We start from the raw sequence: 18,531 nt of genomic DNA, 5'->3' as shown, positions 1-18,531 counted from the left end.
AACGAAAAGACGAACAACAAGCGTCATTCATGCTTGGCTAATTCGTCTTCCTACCGCTACTTTTCGTATGGATGTTCCATTGACCCCATTAACTACTAACTTTCGCTTAAATGATCAATCGTATTCATCAGCATCCCCACAAATTGTTTGATTAGCTCGGGTTGGTTTATTCGAATAGTAATACCACTGTTGCGACTAAAGCCCAGATCAGAAGATAACCACATTTGTTGATTATTAACGATTAAACAGTTAGGTAAGTTTCGATCATATAAACTGTAAGTAATACTTTTTCTATTAAATTGCTGTTTTTCCTCGGCTGTTACTTTGTTGGTCAAAATATTAATTTTGGTATCTTGAGGAACGTCCTTTAAAACTTCAGTCTGTAGGAATGGTTCGAGCTTATTTGTAATGATTCGAAGCTGTTGCGCACTTGCTAGTGATTTTAGAATGTTTTGCTGATAATGACCATCAAAGAATTTAATCCCTGATTGTTGGCTATGGGCATCGTCTGTAATTGTGTAATGTAGCTCTTTGTATGTCTTTTGCCGTTTGCGATACATTTTTGCTAACATCGGAACGAACATATCAATATAATCGTAGACGCGAATTTCTGATTTCTTGGATAAGTCTCGTTGAGCTCTTCCTAAATACTGAACACTATTACCCTTCCAAGAATGGGGCATTGCAAGAATCAGTGTGTCAATAGAAGCAATGTCTAAGCCTTCACCAGCATACTTACCAGTTGCGATCAATACATAAGGACCGTCAAGTTTATTCACTTGGTCGATGGCCCTTGTATTTTCCCTGTCTTTCTGTTCGCCATAAAGTAAAAATACTGATTGCTGATTATTCAGTATTTCTGCGAGTCGATGAACGTGCTCAACTCTTCTTGTCAGGACAAGAACATGCCGGCCTTGTGATAAATTATCTGTAATATCCTGAATAATTGATTGATTTCGAGTAGGGTCATTGATAATTGCTTCATAATTACGATTGATATCATTATTAGCAATTTCCAAGCTGGTAACGCCAAGGCTTGTAAAACGAGGAATGACGACTCGATTTACTTGATTAAGTGTCTTCTCATCAATTGGCGCGGTTTGATATCGGATTGGGCCAAAGCGCATCGAAATAATCGGATCTTGCCCATCCCTGCGATAAGGAGTTGCTGATAATCCGTATAAATACTTACAACTCAATTTTTTGACTATCTGTTCAAATGTAAATGCGGCATCATGATGGACCTCATCGCTAATTACTAATCCGTATTGGTCTAGAATCTCCTTGCTGGCAGCATCATCTTTAAAAGATTGAATAGTAGCAACATCGATAATGCCACTACGATTATGAGTGGTGCCAAAATAGCGGCCAATGACGTTTTTGTGGCGTTGTCTACCTGTGGGAGTGAGCTCCTTTATAAAAGGGTTATCCTTAATCTCTAAAAATTGATTAAGTCGTTCAATCCACTGCTTTGCCAATCCCTTATCATGGACGAGGATCAACGTGCTGACGCCAATTTTTGAGATGAGGGCGGCAGCGATGACCGTTTTTCCAAATCCAGTTCGGGCAGCGAGAACGCCGATTTGGTGGTCAAGTAATTCTTGGAGAGCAGATTGCTGCTCAGATCTAAGCGTGCCGTTAAACTTGGCATGAATTGGTTGACCGGTAACTGTTTTGTCAATCCAGTTAATATGTGGGATTAACCCGGTGATTTCTTCCTCTAATCCTCTTGGTAAAGCAAGAAATTCATTGGTTTCATCAAACAGACTAATGATTCGGGGAACGTTGAACATTGGCATTCGGTGACGTTGCTTTTCATAAAAAATTGGATTTTTAAATGATGCAAACCACTTAAGCTGATTGATTTGGTGGTCAGTTAATTCAGATTTGTTGAAGAATAGGGAATTACTACGAATAATTGTTATTAATTGATTAATTTTAAGGGGTTCGGTTAATAAGTCGGTTTGTGCTTTCTGATCATCAAAGAGCCGGAAATCATTTTTGCTTGAAAGGTTACTGATTAACGCGTCTAACTGATTAGGATCCAGTAATGCAATTTCCGATAATGCCTGCCATTGATCGGGTAATGGCTTAAAAGAGTGATCAATAAAAACACTGTTACCAGCCTTTCTTCGCTCACCTTGTAATGGTCCGGCAATTAAATTACCAATTCTTTTATCACTAATAAGATCTTGGCTGGGAAACATCCGATCGAATGCAGTAAATGATAAATTTGGATTGATTGCCATCGTTTCCTTAAGGATAGCATCTCCTAGTCTACGAGCATCTGCAGCCGCAAGTTGAGTCTTGAAGAAGATCCAAAGATGACATCCATGTCCTGATTGGGATAGTTCGGTTAAAAAGGGAATTTGATTTTTTTGACAAACCTTTTGAATTGAATGGGTAATCTCTTGCCACTTGTCACCGTCATGATGACCATCAACATCTAAAACTAGGTATTTTGTTGTATTGTCGGCGAACATTGGGTAGAATCCTAAAAACTTCTTGCCAGTCAAATGCTGACGAATATCTTCATCCGTTAGAGGGATCCAATGATCGAGAAGTGGACGGCCATTTTCGAATGGTACAACGGGGCTATATGCATATTTGCCCATCTTTTTGTTGTAATAACGATGGGCATACACGTCAGTTCGCCCGATAAAGCGCTGCTTATATAAATGAAGGCGATTATCTAAAATGGTATTGGTTTCAGAGCCGGAATGAGTTAGTTGGGTGAGTTCCTGGGTAGTGATCACAACACAATTATCCGTGTCGACCTGTCGGAGGATTGCTAACCGCTGTGAAGTAAGTTTGCCAAGGCCATCACCAATACTTAATAATTCGTATTTCTTGTCATCAATATTAAAGATTTGACGTCTATTGTTCATTTGATCGTCCTCATAAGTTGTTTTATATAGATAGCGCTTGCAGTTATTTTAACATAAATGGTGTTTATTCATAATTGGGTTGACATTAGTTGAAGTATCGAAATTTCATTATCAATGAAGCTGGATTTTTGATAGTAAACTCTCTATTATCATAAAAGAGATCAATTTTAATTCATAAAATAACAGTTTGGAGCCAAAAAATGAATTTCCCAGATAAAGTAACGTTAACTATGAAAGATAATCAAAAGTTAGTAATCAAAGAAATGATCACCTTAGTTTATTCAATGTCCCGGCTTTCTGGAGGCAAAGCGACCCTGCGTGAAGCTGAGACAGTTATCCTCGGTTCGGACGTCTATGGCCTTTCTATGGAAGATACCCAGCTGATTCGGCGGCTGCAAAGTGCCGTTGAGTTGGTTATTCGAAATGATCACCCTGGTTCTGTGGAAATTCTGAGTAGAATTAATGGCCTAGTAACGATGGCAAGTTCATTGAAGGCAGGTCAGCTGCGAAAGGCACCTTTCAAGGTCGTGGCAACTGGCCGGATGATTCCAGCCGCTGATGAAGCCGTGGTTGCTAATGCCGTTGAGGGGATCTTACACACGGAAGACTCAGCGACTTTAAAGGCACTACGGCTAATCCTAGTTATCGTTAACCAGCAATTTTACGCTGACGCTAACGAAGCAACGGCCTTTCTGTTTGCCAATTACGTCATGGTTCATGCTGGCGCTGGGATGATAATGGTTGCGGATGAGAAACTCACAGCATTCCGACAGCTAATGGCTGCTTACGATGGGATTGATGATGAGCCGCCATTAAAATGGTTATACAAAAATTGTGTGATTAGTGATCACTGAATAGGCCACAAGTGAGTGATGTGATTCAATTCGAAAATCGTTGCTAACCGTTATATAATGAAAGCGGTACCCAAGCGAAATCAAATCAATTAGAAATGGAGTAATCAAAATGGCGCACGCATCTGAACAAAAACTAATCAAATTATTTCAGGGAAGAACTGAAAACGACGTGATTCCCCTCATTAAGGAAGCTGCTGTGGCTCCCGCGGATGGCGACCGGTTGGCAATTGACATTGTCCCGGTCCTCAAACGATTAGGATTCCATGTTTTTAAAGAGCTTGGCGGGGCAACGATTTATTCAAAACCCGATTGGGACCTCACTTGCATTGTCACCCATGCTGGCTACACGTTAACGTATCCAGAAAAGATGATGGAAATGGTTAAGACGTTTGAAGTGCCGGGCTTTAAAATGTTGGCCAAACAAATTCAGATTAACCATCTTTGTCACTATTGTTGGGTAGGTGAACCAGAGGATGTCCGAATCGTTGACCGATTTTTCAATCACAATTCAGTAACATCCCGGTATCGGGTGGTGAATCGGGAATTGTTTAAATAAACAGTAGCTTGATTTACCTCCTTGAAGTCGCTCAATAACCGAATAAGCAAATAAAGATCTCGTATACTGGCATGATGCCGGATGCGAGATCTTTTGTATGAGTAATTTTAATTCAGCTTTCCAAGTTCCTTTCGAACTTCAGGTGCTTCCTGTTTGCTACTTGTAAAAATAATCCGGTCATTTAACTTAAGTGGGGTGCCACCAGTTGGCCTGATGAAACGTTTATCACGGTAAATTTGGGTGACGGTAATTTTGTCGATAAACGGAATATTTCGAACTTGGATGTCCGCATACTTGCGATTCCGTAAGGCCACTTCGTACACGCTGGATTCCGTTGAAGTCATGAGCTTCATGGTTGATGGTGCTTCAATCAATGCTCGTAGCATGCTGATATTGACGTCAGGTGTGTTGTAGAGTTCAACGCCTAAACGGTCTAATTCATCCTGTTTCTCGTCTAAGATATTCCGGTCTTCAAAGCGGACGATGACTCGTCGAACACCGTATTTCTTAGCAATTTTAGCCAATTCATAGTTTTTCTTGGAGTTGACCTGGCCTAACACAACGATATCAGCGTCAAACACGCCATTGTTGACCATGAAGCCAGGTTCCATATTGTCGAGTAAATCAATGGTAACTTCACTATTGAACGCGCGGTAATTGTGTTGATTATTTGTATACATCGTGACGTCATACCACCCCTTGGCTAACTGTTGGGCAACCGGGACGGTCGTGAGGTTAGTGCCAATGAAATGGACCGTGGTTTTCTTGAGATCCTCAGCTTCAGCGGAATACAGTTTGTTAAAAATCAACGGACCGACAACACAGGTAATCACTGCTGCCAACAGAAAAGCCCCGGCTTGCTGGTTGGTCATCCTGTGCAAATGCTGGGCAACTTGGAGAGCAGCCAAGACAACCGTAATGGTGGTCGCACTCATCGCGGTGCCGGCAACGGCGTTAAATGATTTGAACCGTTTGCGGAGGACAAAGTAAACTAATACTTTGGCGATAATGTAGCCGACAAATAAAACGGGAATGAGTACCAAAATGTGTGGGTTAGAAATTAATTGCCGTAGATTTAAATTGACCCCACTCATAATGAAGAAAATCGGGATGAAAAAGCCGTAACCGATTGAATCCAACCGTACTTTGGTTTCTTCATGAGGTTCTAGAAGTTTAATAACGATACCGGCTAAAAAGGCGCCCAGAATTCCCTCAGCCCCAACGGTTTCCGCCACAGTGACAAGGGTGACAATCATAAAGAACGCCAACCGGACGTCTAACTGGGTCGTTGATTTATTGATGGTGTCAAAAATTCTGAAAAAGGCTTTAAAACGCCAGAACAACAGGGCGGCCGCTACTAAGATTAATAGAATTAACCATAGTGATTTGGAACTTGGGCTGTAAGCCGAAGCGTAAAAGGTGAGCCCAATCATTGGCACAACTTCACCCAGAGCGGCGATTAAGAGAATTGTTTGACCAAATGGTTTACTGAGGAGCTCTTGTTCCTTCAGACTGGCAATAACGATTCCAAGCGAAATGGTCATAAATAGAATGGCAGCCAGCCAAACGTCAGAAAAGAGGCCAGTTAATCTCAATCCATAGCCCATGATAATTGACATGACGACGATTAAAAGATAGCTCATGGAAGCAATCTGCAAAACAGAATACTTGGGCTGACTCTTTTTGCCTTTTTCTTCTAGAGGTGATAAGCGGGACGGCTTGCGCTTGAATAGACTAAAGTCAATTTCCATTCCACTTAAGAACAGTAAGAAAATCACCCCAACATTCTGTAAGATATCCAGCGTCGGTGAGGCGGCGATCCAATTAAAGAGGGAGGGCCCCAAGATAACCCCAATGATGATTTCCACAACTGCTGTTGGTAAAAAGGTGATTTTAAATCTGGCCATTGCTAACGGGACAAACAACGCTGCCAGTAGAATAATAACTAAGGATAATTGATCCATATTGCTTCCCCTTCCCCGAAAAGTGAGCGGAGTAGAGCGGTTAGAAACTGGAATATAAGTCTCCTCTAACAGAAAATCCCCGGTTCTGGGATTTTTGTTAGAGGTGCTTATGTGGAAGTTTCTGCTCTACGCAGCTGTCCTAAAAACAGTGAGCAGAGCAAAGCGGTTAGAAGTCGGAGCATAAGTCTCCTCGGGTTTGGGATTTTTACCCGAGGTGCTTATGTGCAGACTTCTGCTTTGCTGTCATGCTTAAATGAATTCAATCGAACAGATAACACCTTAATGGAAAGCAGCTATAAAAACAATAGAAATGAGTTATTTTTCAAATTATTTTTTAGGTAAGTTAGGTTCAGGATTTGACAAATTAAGGGTTACTTTTGAACAAAGTCGGTAAGTTGGTTTAGTTGACTAACTTGTTAGATCCCTTTATTATGTTAGTGATAGCGATTTCAATGTTGAATGTGAGATGACCGCACAAAGCAAAAGTCTATGCGTAAACACCTCGAACAAAAATCTCCAAATCAGGGATTTTTTTTCAAGGAGACTTACACTGCGATCTCTAAGCGCTTTGTTGCACTCACTAATTTTAGGACAGCTCTGCAAAGTAGAAGCCTTCAACTAAGTTATTTCGGCTAAAGATCCAAAGCCGGGATTTCTGACCGAGATAACTTAGGCTCCAGCTTCTAAGCACTTTGCTCTGCTCACTGTTTTTAGGACAGCTGCGCAAAGCAAAAGCCTGCACCTAGACCACCTTTACCCAAAATCCAAGCCCGGGATTTTCGACGAAGGTAACCTAAGCTCCGGCTTTTAAACGCTTTGCTACGCTCACTCGAGGTGAACAAATATGAAAAATTTTATTTCAATACCAGTTGTTGAATCTGGGCTATATATATTTGGTGGTCACCAGCATACGGTTCCAGGGGGCTGGAGCTTTTTTGAGCAGAAGCACCAAGCGTTTGAATTGATGTGTGTCTTGAAAGGCTCGCAAACAACGACGTTGAAAGGGCTTGCTCCCATGACGTATGGGCCGGGAAGTGCGTTAATTATTGCCCCAGGGACACTCCACAATAATCGCAATGCCAGTAAAGACAAAGAAATGACCTATATTTGCTTTCATTTTAACTTTGAGAGTCTGGGACTTAAGTCAGCGATTATCAGTAACATTGCAAATGCCGTGATCCCACCGGATAATCCGGTTGCCAAGGCCTCGATGGCTGCGGCTTTAGACATTGTTAAGTACAGTAAGGGTGTCAAACTGACGGAAGAGCAGGTTAACCTCAAAATTCAAATTCGGTTGTTGAGTTATTTATATGAGTTGACCGAAAAATTATCCGCATTCTCCCGTGAGGATCAACTCCATTTCACTGAACGAGAGGCTAAGGTCGCCCGAAAGATGGCAACGTTAATAACGGAGGGGATTGATAAGAGCGATCACCATCAGTTCTCATTTGGAGACATCTGCAAGCAAATTGACATTAGCAGTGGCTATGGGCACCGGACGTTTAGAAAGGTGTATGGCATGACCCCGCTTCGATTCATTGATGAAAAGAAATACCGTAAAGCTAAGTTGCTGTTGGGGTATATGGAATACTCAATTGAAGATGTTGCGTATATGATGGGTGCCAGCAGCATTTCAAATTTCAGTAAGCAATTCAAAAAGTGGTCAGGAATTACGCCAAGTGAGTACCGAAAACAAATCAGCCCGAAGAGAACGGTAAGGTCGGTGGCACAAAGTGGGCACTTTGAGTAAGTGAGCGGAACAAAGCGGTTAGAGACTGGAGCCTAAGCCTTCTCCGCCAGAAATCCTGGGCTTGGATTTTTGGCGGAGAAGACTTAGGTGCAAGTCTCTGCTTTGTGGAGCGGTCCTGAGAAGGCTTAGGTGCAAGCTTCTGCTTTGTGAAACGGTCCTACGCCATACAACGGCGAACAACCACAAAAGCAAACTTTTCACTAAGTGACTTACACAATTCCTTGTGTTGCAAAGTAGTTTCACCCTAATAAAACAGAACACCACCCAAAAAAACAAAATTCCAACAGTAATTTCGAATCTAAGCATCAGTTAAGGCAAATAATTTTTTTGCTTTAACTGATGCTCATTTTTTGATCAACAGTCTAAACTTATAAAGATAAAATAGTCTCACTTTCGAAAAAAACGGAAAAGTTATTATCAATTTATATGGTCACAAATTAACTAATTCCGGTTAAAAACCAAGTTAATATGATTTCCTGAAAGCGGATACAATGTGAGCTGTAGTTAAGTAAATCTCTGTGTTAACGGGGTGACTTGCTCGATAAGGACCACTGAAATTAAAACTCATTTGCTAAATTTCTAACCAACTTACAAACTGCAATTTGTTCAGATACCATTAATCAGCAAATGAAGAATAATTGGTAACGGTTGTCTTATTGAGTAGATTGTCTCATTGATAGCCATGGGTTTACTAACACTGTCATTTGTATGCTATAAGCAAAGGAGAATGAAACATGGCAAGTAATGTTAATGATGCTGCGACTAAACACGTTGCCGAAAAAGAATTCGCCAAGCTCTCATGGGGTGAGCGAATTAGTTATGGTGCCGGTGATTTAGCCCAGAACCTTATTTTTGGTACGGTTGGTTCAATGTTACTGTTTTATTTAACCACCGTTTTTGGAATTTCTGCCGCAGTTGGGGCAACTATTTTTCTAATTGTTCGTTGGATTAACGTTTTCTGGGATCCTTATGTTGGAGCCGTTGTTGATAGGAGTAAGTTTAAACGGGGTAAGTATCGACCGTTTATTTTATATTTTGGAATCCCATTAACCGTCTGTGCAGCCTTACTATTCTTCCCAATGGAAGCCGTTCGGGGTAATGTCATCTTTGCATTCATTTCATATATGGCGACTGCAATGATTTATTCGTTTGTTAATATCCCATACGGGGCTTTGAATGCGTCGCTTACCCGGGATAACAATGAAGTTTCGACTTTGACAACTGTCCGGATGACTGAAGCTAACATTGGTAACTTGATGGTTTATACCTTCTTACCGCTGTTTGTCCAACTAGCTTCCCCAGACAAGCAATTAAAAGACATTGGTTTCTTTGGAATTAAGTTACATCTTGGGAACTATGCATCCCCTCATGCTGGGGGCGCATACTTCTTGGTTATGTCAATTTACATGGTAATTGGATTTGCGTTACTGATGGTCACTTATTTTGGTGTTAAAGAACGAGTATTGCCGACCGCAGAGGAAACTGATGCCGTTAAATACTCAGATCTGTTCGCTGAAATCAAACGTAATAAGCCCCTCCAAGTTTTGGGGATGTTCTTCCTAATTGGCTTTACCTTCATGTTCTTTGGCAACACCGTTTGGCCATTCTACATGCAGTATAATGTTGGCCATCCAGAATGGGTTGCTTCCATTAACTTGATTGGATCGATTCCAGGAATCTTCCTAGTATTCTTATGGCCAATTGTTCGTAAAAAGATCGGTAAAAAACAGTTCTTCTACATTTTCTTAACATTATTTATCGTTGGTCAACTCATCTTGTGGGTTTGGCAAATGCCTGCATTTAAAGACTCACCACTACTTGGCTACGTTGGCCGTTTCTTGATGCAATGGGGGATTACTGCCGCTACTGGTTACATGTGGTCATTGGTACCAGAAGTTGTTTCTTATGGTGAATACCAATCAAAGAAACGGGTTGCCGGGATTATCAACGCCATCATGGGCTTGTTCTTCAAGATTGGCCTGGCTTTAGGTGGAATTATTCCAGGCTATATCAACGCCTTCTTCAAGTTTGATGGTGCTAAAGCTCACCAAAGTGCTTCTGCTTTGATGGGGATCCAGTTCTCAATGATTTGGGCGCCAATCGTCTTGGCATTAGTTGCAATGTGGATTATGAGCAAGTACCCATTAAGTGACAAGGATGTTGATCGAATTAACTTGGAAATTGACAAGCGTAAGAGTGAAGGTCAACTTTAATAATTAGTAAGTAATAGAAAGGAAATATTGTCATGAAAATTTCAAACCCAGTATTACCAGGCTTTAACGCCGACCCAAGTATGATTAGAGTTGGTGACACGTATTACATCGCCAATTCGACCTTTGAATGGTTCCCTGGCGTTCGGCTTCATGAATCCAAGGATATGGTTCATTGGAAATTGTTACCGTCGCCGCTATCAACGACTACGTTATTGGATATGAAGGGCAACCCAGCTTCAGGCGGCATTTGGGCACCGGATTTGTCCTACGCGGATGGTAAGTTTTGGCTGATTTATACGGATGTTAAAGTGACTGAGGGCACCTTTAAGGATATGACCAATTATCTGACAACGGCAGAAAACATCACCGGCCCGTGGAGTGATCCGATAAGGGTGAATGGCGTGGGCTTTGATGCTTCCCTGTTCCACGATCAGAATGGCCGTAAGTATCTGGTTCAACAAACTTGGGATCATCGTGAATATCACCACCCATTTGACGGCATTACGTTGACTGAGTTTGATACTAAGACGATGAAATTAGATCCAAAGACTGCTCGAACCATTTATCGTGGAACTGATGTAAAGCTGGTTGAAGGGCCGCATCTGTATCAGAAGGATGGTTATTACTATCTATTTGCAGCGCAAGGCGGCACGGTCTTTACTCACCAGGAAGTTGTTGCTCGGTCAAAGACATTGGATGCTGATTCATTTGAAACCGAACCAGATGGCCCATTTATTACAAACTTTGATACACCAGACTTGGCGATTCAAAAGCAAGGTCATGGCGCTTTGGTTAACACGCCAGGCGGTGAGTGGTACTATGCTTCGTTGATGGCCCGTCCTTGGAATCATAAAAACGAGTCCGCGTATGACCCACGTGGCTGGAGTACACTAGGCCGCGAAACATCCATTCAAAAAGTTGAATGGGACGATCAGGGCTGGCCACGAGTTGTTGGCGGCCATGGTGGTCAAGTTGAAGTTGATGCGCCAAAGGATGCCATTGAGACTGACGCGCCGTTAGATCATTCGCGGCATGATGAGTTCGATTCAGAGACGTTGGACTACGACTGGAACACACTGCGGGTACCGTTTAGCAAGCATATGGGATCATTTGGTGACGGTCAGTTGAAACTGGTTGGGCACTTCTCACTGGCAAGTAATTTCGACGTTTCGATGATTGCGAGTCGCTGGCAGGCGTTTAACTTTGATGCTGAAACGAAGGTTAAATTCGATCCGTTTACGTATCAACAGATGGCCGGCTTAACAAACTTCTATAATGACAAGCACTGGTCATGGATCTTTATTACGTGGGATGAAAAGAAGGGTCACGTCATTGAAGTTGCTGAAAACAATCGTGGGAACTACACGTCTTACCTGAAAGATGATGCGATTGCCGTTCCAGATGGTGTTGAATACGTCTGGTTCAAGACGAAGGTTCGTAAACAGAGCTACACTTATGAATACTCGTTTGATGGTGAAACCTGGCATGAGGTTCCGGTAACCTTGGATGCAGCTGTTCTTTCCGATGATTATGTCTTACAAACTTATGGTGGTTTCTTCACCGGGGCGTTTGTGGGATTGGCAGCGGTGGACTATTCGGGTTATGATGCAACGGCCACTTTTGATTACTTTGATTATAAGGAATTGAGGTGAGCGTAGCAAAGCGGTTAGAAAGCGGAGCCTAAGTTACTCCTGCCGAAAGCCGTGGGCCTGGGCTTTTGGCAGGAGTGACTTAGGTGCAGCTTTCTGCTTTGCGGAGCGGTCCTAATCTATGTAAGAGTAGAATGATCACCAGATATTAAAGTCCGGAGACACAAATCTCCTAAATAAAAAATCAACAACTAAAAAAAGCACGATACGACCTATTTTAAAATATGTCGTATCGTGTTTTTCATTACCATGTTTCCCGAAGATCTTTCAGCATTGTTTTTTGATTCATCGCCAGACTTTATCGTTTCGCTGATAAGAGATAAATCAGCGGTATGGTCGGACAAATTCACTGGGTCAATTGCAAAGTTACTGAAATAACTGGTTTTAAAAGAGTTGGGAAGCAAAAATAGTATTGGAATTCGTGAAGTAATAAAAATACAGATATTTCAAGAGGTTAAATACTCACTTGAAATATCTGTATTTTTGTTGCTTAAGCCTGAAACGTTGGTCATCTTAGAATATTAAAGAACTATCAAGAATTGTGCGCTTATTAACTGGCTAAACTAATCGTTATAGGGGTTAATAGCCCTTCGTCGTAAAGTACCAGTGAACACGATCGCCACTCTTCAATGGCGTTAGATTTGCTGCGTGATCAATAAACTTATGGTTAACGCTGAACATCCAACCGGAACCGGTTTTCACATCATTCTCGCGGAGACCATTAATTCCGTTGATGTAAACGGAATGTCCCGGAATGTAGCTGATCTTTAATTTGGTCTGCTTGAGGACTGAAAAGGCGTTAGCGTTCTTTTTGACCCGCATGCTCTTAGCGTAGAATGTCTTTTTGTAGCCATCAACTCTTAAATAAATCTTGATGGTATTGGCGGTGTTACCCGGTTTACTGGCAGCTTTGGAGTTGCCAGTAACAACCTTGGTCTCATTCTTATGGTTGACTTTACCAAGTTTATCGCTCTTTGGAGTTGTAGCAGTCCTCTTGGTCGCAGTCTTTTTAGGACTAGTGGTTGCCGCCTGCTTGCGAGTTTTGGTTGTTTGCTTGCCAGGTTTCGTAGAATTCGATTTACTTGACTGGCCGCCAGCTGCTTTTTTACCATTTGGCTTCTTAGCATCCTTTTTGTTCGAAGGCGTCTTTTTTGCTTTATCAGAGCTGGCTTTTTTTGCTGGTTGCTTCTGTGAGCTTGATTTACTGGAAGAACTGGCTGCCTGCTTTGAAGTTCGGGGACTGTCAGAGTGGCTTTTAGATGAAACTACCTGTTGGATCCCAAAGGCAAGACCAATCGTTAACACAAACGCAAGAATGAACCCGATGACTTTCTTCATATTGTTTCGTTTCATTTTTGCACCTCACTAACGTTGGGAACTAATTAATTGTATAAACAGATCGATTCTTGAGAGCAGCCTTGTAAGCAGCGATGGCGAGGTTTACTTGACCGACACCGTATAGTTGAGTAGCTGCTTTCTTGATTGAACCAGTGTTATTAACGTATGTCAGCATGGCGTAAAGTGGCGTGGCCGTTTGTGATGCCTTCATTGCGCTACTGTTGACGTACTTTTTAGTAGCTGAATCATTGGATAAGGCAATGATGGCTTCGGCGGTTGAATTGGCGTTTGGCGTTGTCTTGCCGTTAAATGTATAGCCAAAAGTGCCGTTCTTTTGCACAATATCAAATAAGAACTGTTGCCCCTTTTGAATGCTTGTCTTGATGTTGCTTGCACTTGACTTGCTACGAGAAAGCGCGGTGAGGGCCATTGCAGTTGTATCCGCGTCCTTGGTACCTTGTCGGTTATTGTAAGTCCAGCCATTATTATTGAGCTGTACCTTAACGAGTCGATTACTCAGGCTGGCTTTGCTGAATTTAGCGCCTTTAGGTTGTTTGAATTTGTTGCTCATTGAGATGGCAATTAAAGCTTGAGATTGTGCACTAGCTGTCTGATTAGTGATACTGGTCTTGTAGAGGCGAGATACTAAATTAATTCCTCTTTTTTGACCATATGGTTTGTAATTCTGAGCGTTTAGCCCCATTGCTTGCACGGCCATTACGGCATTAGCTAACGTGGCAGCTGGACTATTGCCTCGAACCACCAGATTTTTGCGTAACAGATTCTTTTCATTGGTGGTAAATTTGTAACCGTTACCCTTCAATCCCAATAAAAAGTCTGAATAACCCGCTGAGGCACCAGATTCTGGATAAAGCTTTTTACTGAAGATTGAGCTGGCATTACCTGAAAGGCCCGTTTTGTTGGTTTTGATCATCTTTTTAGCATATGAATACGTCAAAGCTGTCCGGCGCTGAATAGTTGAAACGCTGGCTTTCTTCGTTGAAGCGGCATTGGCCCCTGTCGCAAAAGTAAATGTGGTTAGGATTAGGGCAGCAGCTGATAATAAAGTTTTAATTGTTTTAGTCATTGTATAATCTCCTTGATTACAGATTGAATTTTCTTCAATGAAAAAGATCTGGATTTCTCAATTCAGATCTTTTTGTTAAAGGAACGAGCAGAAAAACACCTTATTTATTGTATTCCATTGAAACCGTATCCCCATTCTTGAGTACATAAGCACCCAGAGAAACTTGAATGAAGTTACCACTTACATAACATAGCCAGCCAGTATCGGTTCCCGATTTACCAGCACTATAGCCATTAATGCCGGTAACGTATGCGGAACTTCCGGAGCCAGAAACCGTGACGTTAAGCCCATTTTGGCGAGCTAGGGCATATAAAGCATCTAAGGCAGTAGAACCAACTGGAATTGTGACACTACCGCTTGATAGAACGTTGCCATTGGCGGTGGCATTGACGGTTACCGTTTCAGTAGCTGTTGGAACTACTGGGGTAGGGGTCACTGGCGTATTATTGTTTGACACCGTGCCAGTCGAACTATTTGATGAAGTGCTTGAGGATGTTGAGTTAGTGGTTGTCGGCGTTGTAATCGTCGTTGGGGCAACTGTTGAAGGTGTGGTAGTAGTTGTGTTATCACTAGCCTTGTCGTATTTAGTTGCGAAGACCAATTTTTTATTAGCTGAAACGTAGTTGTCGTTGGTTAATAGGAAACGAGTTGTGCGGCCATAATTAACAACCTTTTTAACGGTTAAAGAAGTGTTCTTCTTAACGTGACGCTGCTTGTTGGTTAACTTAACTTTATTGTATTCGTTAATTCCTTTGGGGTTAATGACTTTAATCTTAGTCACATTAGCTGAATAGTAGGCATTATTAAAGTATTTCGAACCTGAAAGGGTGTAACCAGTTTTGCCACTCTTGGTGTCTTTGACCTTATAAACTGCCTTACCCTGTTTGTTGGTCGTTTGACTGATGACCAGAAACATTGGGCGGTTAACTCGAGCCTGTTTTTTATAAGTTTTTGTGAGATTTGATTTTGTGAAATTCGTGTTCTTGTAAAGCTTAATAGTGGTTAAACCATAAACAACTGAACCATTGACGCTTGGCTTCTTATTAGTAGCTGCTGAAGTTACCACTGGGGTACTTATTGGTGAGCTAATCGGCGCAGCAGTAGTTGTCGAACTTGGCGCGGTTGTCGATACTGACAATCCGTTATTTTGAACGATTGGGGCTACATGAGGGACTGTCACGTTGTTAATTTCAGCAACGCCAGCATTACGATCAGCAATGGCTTCAGCACTCGTAGTATCAGCATTAATTTTGGCGGTATAGGTAGCTAAAATTTGGTTGACAGTACTAATCGCGTTATTTTGATCCGCTGTGGTTGCTTGTGAATCATTGCTGATGGCTTGTTTCTTGGCAGTAGCTGCGTTGGTGAAGCTGGCGAGTTCGCCGGGTTTGAACGCGGCGTTTTGATCAAAAGCAAAAATGGACCCAATACCGCCATTATTTGTGAATTGAGCCTGTTGTAAGGTAGATGTGCCTTCATAAAGGAGAAAAGCATTGGCGGGAGTAGAAGTTACGTTATTCTTAAGTAAGTTTTGAACTGGAGAAGCATAACTATCCTGACCATTCAGGGATGAATAAACGTTAACATTAGTAATGTTTGCAGTTGCAGCAAGCCCGGCAACTAGTGTAGCGCTATTAGAAGCGTCTTCAGAGCCGTATTCAGTGTCTGCCTTGTCAGCAAAGCCACCATCCTCTTGATAGTAGGTCGATGTAATTGCGCCAACTGCTTTTTTTATTGCAGCCGTAATTGTATCGCGAAGGTCAGGTTGATTCAGATTCATCGACAATGCTGTTAATGCAGATCCGGTAGTATAGACTCTACCATAGTCATTCCACATACCACTAGATTCTTGTGCCTTTAATATTTTATTAACTAGATTAGTTCGTGCGGTTTCACTAGCAGCTCCATAGTTTCCAGAACTTAATCCCTCCAAGTCATTAATTTGGCCATTTAGGTCAGTATTTGTATTTGCGTCATCAATGACATGTGCAACAAGGTCCTTGTTCTCAACATTTGTTGGGTCTTTACCTAGAGCACGTAAGCTGATGATTGCAGCAACATCAGTGATGCCCATATATCCTTCATGGCCGCCACTAATATAGTCATTGTGGGCAAGAATAGCCTGGTAACCATTTTGAGCTTGAGTATTGGTGATGCCATTATTACTCAATGCAAAGATCGGTGCATCCCATCCACCAAATTTTGACTTCTGGGCAGTATAATTAACGCCAGTTGCAATTGCCGCATCAACATCCGATGCTGTATCAGCTTTGGCAACGGAACTACCGCCGATAAATAACAGGAAGACGCCTAATATTAGCGAAATCCAATAAATAAGTCGTTTTTTATTCATAAATACCCTCCTCAAAGTAAGTGAGCGGAACAAAGCGATTAGAAACTGGAACTTAAGTCTCCTCCGACAGAAATCCCTGGTTTTGGAGGATTTCTGTCGGAGGTGCTTATGTGGAAGTTTCTGCTTTGCGCAGCTGCCCTAAAAAAAGTAACTCAATAAAACTAAAACTACCCCACGAAAAAAGCCCAACTAGTTATCCTAGCGGGGCCGAGATTAATCATTAATAACTTAAATACAGATATTTAATGCACAGTAAACAAAATATCGTGTAATAATGTCATTAATTGCCAAAGTCGACCCTTAAGATACTTTGCAATCAACATCATAAACGTCTCCTGACTCGACCTTGGTCTAACATCGTCCTCTTCCCAGGCTGATACCCAGTGAGTTGTGACGAGTTAGTTGATCTTACAGTAGCTAAGGGGCTGCAAAGGTTTTTCACCTTTTTCCGGTTTATGATGTTTCTTAACAGTGAAAATTATAACACGTTTAGTAAGCGTTTCCGATGATTTATTGAAATGTGTATGGAAAGCATCAATATTCATAAACCGTTATATATCAGCGTGTTTGGTCTATAGAAGTGACTTGTGAGATGAATTTTACTAGTGGCTGCTGTATTATGTTAATAAATGTAGGACAGCTGCGTCAGGCAAAAACTTCCATATAAGCACCTTGGTCAAAAATTCCAAGATCGGGAATTTCCTCGATAGGAGACTTACACTCCAGTTTCTAATCGCCTGACTCCGCTCACTCATTAGGACAGCTGTGCAGAGCAGAAAGCTGCGTGTAAGCACCTATCGAAAAAATTCCAAACCCGGGAATTTCCTCGATAGGAGACTTACAGTCCGCTTTCTAACCGCTCTGCTCCGCTCACTTTATGACTTTGGAGGCCGACACATGAAAATTGTAGATTTGGATGGCTATGCATTAAATCCTGGTGATATTAGCTGGGAGGGCTTTGAGCAATTGGGGGAACTTACTAATTATGACCGGACTCAAGATGACGATGCCACAATTCTAAAACGAATTGGAGATGCTGAGATTGTCCTCACGAATAAAACTCGGTTGGATGAAAATGTGATTGAAAACGCTCCTAAGCTCAAATACATTGGGGTTCTTGCGACTGGTTATAACGTCATTGATATTGACGCAGCCAAGAAAAAGAATGTGATTGTGACCAACATTCCGAGTTACGGGACTGACGCCGTTGCCCAGCACACTTTTGCGTTGTTGCTAGAAATTACCAATCAGGTAGGCCTTCATAGTGAGGCGGTTAGAAACGGTGAGTGGCAAATTGCTAAAGACTTTACATTTTGGAAAACGCCGTTGATTTCCTTAACCGATAAGACGCTGGGCATTATTGGTTTTGGGCGGATTGGTCAAGCAGTGGCCCAGGTTGCCCATTCGTTTGGAATGAAAGTTATTTTTTATAACCATCATCCAAAAGATGTCTCGGCAGATTGGGTTAAGCAGGTATCATTGGAAGATCTATACGCTAAGGTTGACGTCATTACGCTGCATACGCCGCAGACATCAGAAACGGAAAAAATGATCAACCGAGAATCGATTGCTAAGATGAAGGCTGGCGTTATTTTGATTAATACGGCGCGTGGGGGGCTGCTTAATGAAGCCGACGTTGCCGATGCGCTAAATTCTGGGAAACTTTATGCCCTGGGAGCGGATGTCGCTTCCGAGGAACCAATTAATCGGGATAACCCACTGTTAACCGCTAAAAATGTGTTCTTAACACCCCATATCGCTTGGGCCGCCACGGAGATTAGGGCGCGGCTGATGGGAATTGCTGTTGATAATTTGAAGGCTTATTTAGCGGGTGAGCCGGAGAATGTGGTTGATTAATAGGTAATGATTGTTAAATGAA

Annotated in this window: 11 protein-coding genes and 1 riboswitch; of the genes, 6 read left to right on the top strand and 5 right to left on the bottom strand. The window is 42.0% G+C overall.

The window, feature by feature from the left end; genetic code table 11:
* Window positions 1-95 precede the first annotated feature (95 nt).
* Window positions 96-2,888 (bottom strand): DEAD/DEAH box helicase, encoded by a 2,793-nt coding sequence (locus FC98_RS02965; RefSeq protein ID WP_056949174.1) that lies wholly within the window; start codon window positions 2,886-2,888, stop codon window positions 96-98.
* Window positions 2,889-3,088: 200 nt separating this feature from the next.
* Between FC98_RS02965 and FC98_RS02960 the strand changes: the two genes are divergently transcribed.
* Both FC98_RS02960 and FC98_RS02955 read left to right on the top strand, forming a co-directional pair.
* A complete protein-coding gene (locus tag FC98_RS02960; protein WP_008856146.1) occupies window positions 3,089-3,742 on the top strand; it encodes a hypothetical protein in 654 nt (217 codons plus the stop codon).
* Window positions 3,743-3,851: 109 nt separating this feature from the next.
* The gene (locus FC98_RS02955) at window positions 3,852-4,298 is read left to right on the top strand and encodes a hypothetical protein (protein WP_008856145.1); all 447 of its coding nucleotides are present in this window, start codon (window positions 3,852-3,854) and stop codon (window positions 4,296-4,298) included.
* A 107-nt stretch (window positions 4,299-4,405) separates the two neighbouring features.
* Here the strand turns inward: FC98_RS02955 and FC98_RS02950 are convergent, their stop codons facing one another.
* Window positions 4,406-6,262, bottom strand: a complete 1,857-nt coding sequence (locus FC98_RS02950) for a cation:proton antiporter family protein (protein WP_056949173.1) — start codon at window positions 6,260-6,262, stop codon at window positions 4,406-4,408.
* An 844-nt stretch (window positions 6,263-7,106) separates the two neighbouring features.
* On the opposite strand from FC98_RS02950, the gene FC98_RS02945 reads away from it, so the two are divergent.
* The 3 genes from FC98_RS02945 (at window position 7,107) to FC98_RS02935 (ending at window position 11,877) form a co-directional block, all read left to right on the top strand.
* A complete protein-coding gene (locus FC98_RS02945) occupies window positions 7,107-8,012 on the top strand; it encodes a helix-turn-helix domain-containing protein (RefSeq protein WP_008856678.1) in 906 nt (301 codons plus the stop codon).
* Between the two features lie 734 nt (window positions 8,013-8,746).
* Window positions 8,747-10,225 carry an MFS transporter gene (locus tag FC98_RS02940; RefSeq protein ID WP_056949172.1) on the top strand — a complete coding sequence of 493 codons (1,479 nt, stop codon included), beginning with the start codon at window positions 8,747-8,749 and terminating at the stop codon, window positions 10,223-10,225.
* A gap of 32 nt (window positions 10,226-10,257) precedes the next feature.
* Complete coding sequence (locus FC98_RS02935) at window positions 10,258-11,877, top strand: glycoside hydrolase family 43 protein (protein ID WP_056949171.1); 1,620 nt, start codon at window positions 10,258-10,260, stop codon at window positions 11,875-11,877.
* Window positions 11,878-12,453: 576 nt separating this feature from the next.
* Here FC98_RS02935 and FC98_RS02930 read toward each other — a convergent pair.
* The 3 genes from FC98_RS02930 to FC98_RS02920 form a co-directional block, all read right to left on the bottom strand.
* A complete protein-coding gene (locus FC98_RS02930) occupies window positions 12,454-13,227 on the bottom strand; it encodes a DUF4430 domain-containing protein (RefSeq protein ID WP_008856672.1) in 774 nt (257 codons plus the stop codon).
* A gap of 25 nt (window positions 13,228-13,252) precedes the next feature.
* On the bottom strand, window positions 13,253-14,299 hold the full coding sequence (locus FC98_RS02925) for a prenyltransferase/squalene oxidase repeat-containing protein (RefSeq protein WP_056949170.1): 1,047 nt from the start codon (window positions 14,297-14,299) through the stop codon (window positions 13,253-13,255).
* A gap of 100 nt (window positions 14,300-14,399) precedes the next feature.
* Complete coding sequence (locus tag FC98_RS02920; RefSeq protein WP_056949169.1) at window positions 14,400-16,652, bottom strand: DUF5776 domain-containing protein; 2,253 nt, start codon at window positions 16,650-16,652, stop codon at window positions 14,400-14,402.
* A gap of 310 nt (window positions 16,653-16,962) precedes the next feature.
* Window positions 16,963-17,149: riboswitch (cobalamin riboswitch) on the bottom strand.
* A gap of 400 nt (window positions 17,150-17,549) precedes the next feature.
* Between FC98_RS02920 and FC98_RS02915 the strand changes: the two genes are divergently transcribed.
* On the top strand, window positions 17,550-18,509 hold the full coding sequence (locus tag FC98_RS02915; RefSeq protein WP_056949168.1) for a D-2-hydroxyacid dehydrogenase: 960 nt from the start codon (window positions 17,550-17,552) through the stop codon (window positions 18,507-18,509).
* The last annotated feature ends 22 nt before the right edge of the window (window positions 18,510-18,531 follow it).

Origin of the sequence: Lentilactobacillus kisonensis DSM 19906 = JCM 15041, from assembly GCF_001434135.1 — a bacterium.
Classification (GTDB): Bacteria; Bacillota; Bacilli; order Lactobacillales; family Lactobacillaceae; genus Lentilactobacillus; species Lentilactobacillus kisonensis.
The sequence above is the reverse complement of the archived record's forward strand: the minus strand, read 5'-3'. Positions and strand labels throughout refer to the sequence as shown.

What these genes read in the sequence shown, in the direction of transcription:
- FC98_RS02955 (WP_008856145.1), top strand. Translation starts at nt 3,852, where the DNA reads ATGGCGCACGCATCTGAACAAAAACTAATCAAATTATTTCAGGGAAGA.
- FC98_RS02920 (WP_056949169.1), bottom strand. Translation starts at nt 16,652, where the DNA reads ATGAATAAAAAACGACTTATTTATTGGATTTCGCTAATATTAGGCGTC.
- FC98_RS02945 (WP_008856678.1), top strand. Translation starts at nt 7,107, where the DNA reads ATGAAAAATTTTATTTCAATACCAGTTGTTGAATCTGGGCTATATATA.
- FC98_RS02935 (WP_056949171.1), top strand. Translation starts at nt 10,258, where the DNA reads ATGAAAATTTCAAACCCAGTATTACCAGGCTTTAACGCCGACCCAAGT.
- FC98_RS02965 (WP_056949174.1), bottom strand. Translation starts at nt 2,888, where the DNA reads ATGAACAATAGACGTCAAATCTTTAATATTGATGACAAGAAATACGAA.
- FC98_RS02925 (WP_056949170.1), bottom strand. Translation starts at nt 14,299, where the DNA reads ATGACTAAAACAATTAAAACTTTATTATCAGCTGCTGCCCTAATCCTA.
- FC98_RS02950 (WP_056949173.1), bottom strand. Translation starts at nt 6,262, where the DNA reads ATGGATCAATTATCCTTAGTTATTATTCTACTGGCAGCGTTGTTTGTC.
- FC98_RS02915 (WP_056949168.1), top strand. Translation starts at nt 17,550, where the DNA reads ATGAAAATTGTAGATTTGGATGGCTATGCATTAAATCCTGGTGATATT.
- FC98_RS02940 (WP_056949172.1), top strand. Translation starts at nt 8,747, where the DNA reads ATGGCAAGTAATGTTAATGATGCTGCGACTAAACACGTTGCCGAAAAA.
- FC98_RS02960 (WP_008856146.1), top strand. Translation starts at nt 3,089, where the DNA reads ATGAATTTCCCAGATAAAGTAACGTTAACTATGAAAGATAATCAAAAG.
- FC98_RS02930 (WP_008856672.1), bottom strand. Translation starts at nt 13,227, where the DNA reads ATGAAACGAAACAATATGAAGAAAGTCATCGGGTTCATTCTTGCGTTT.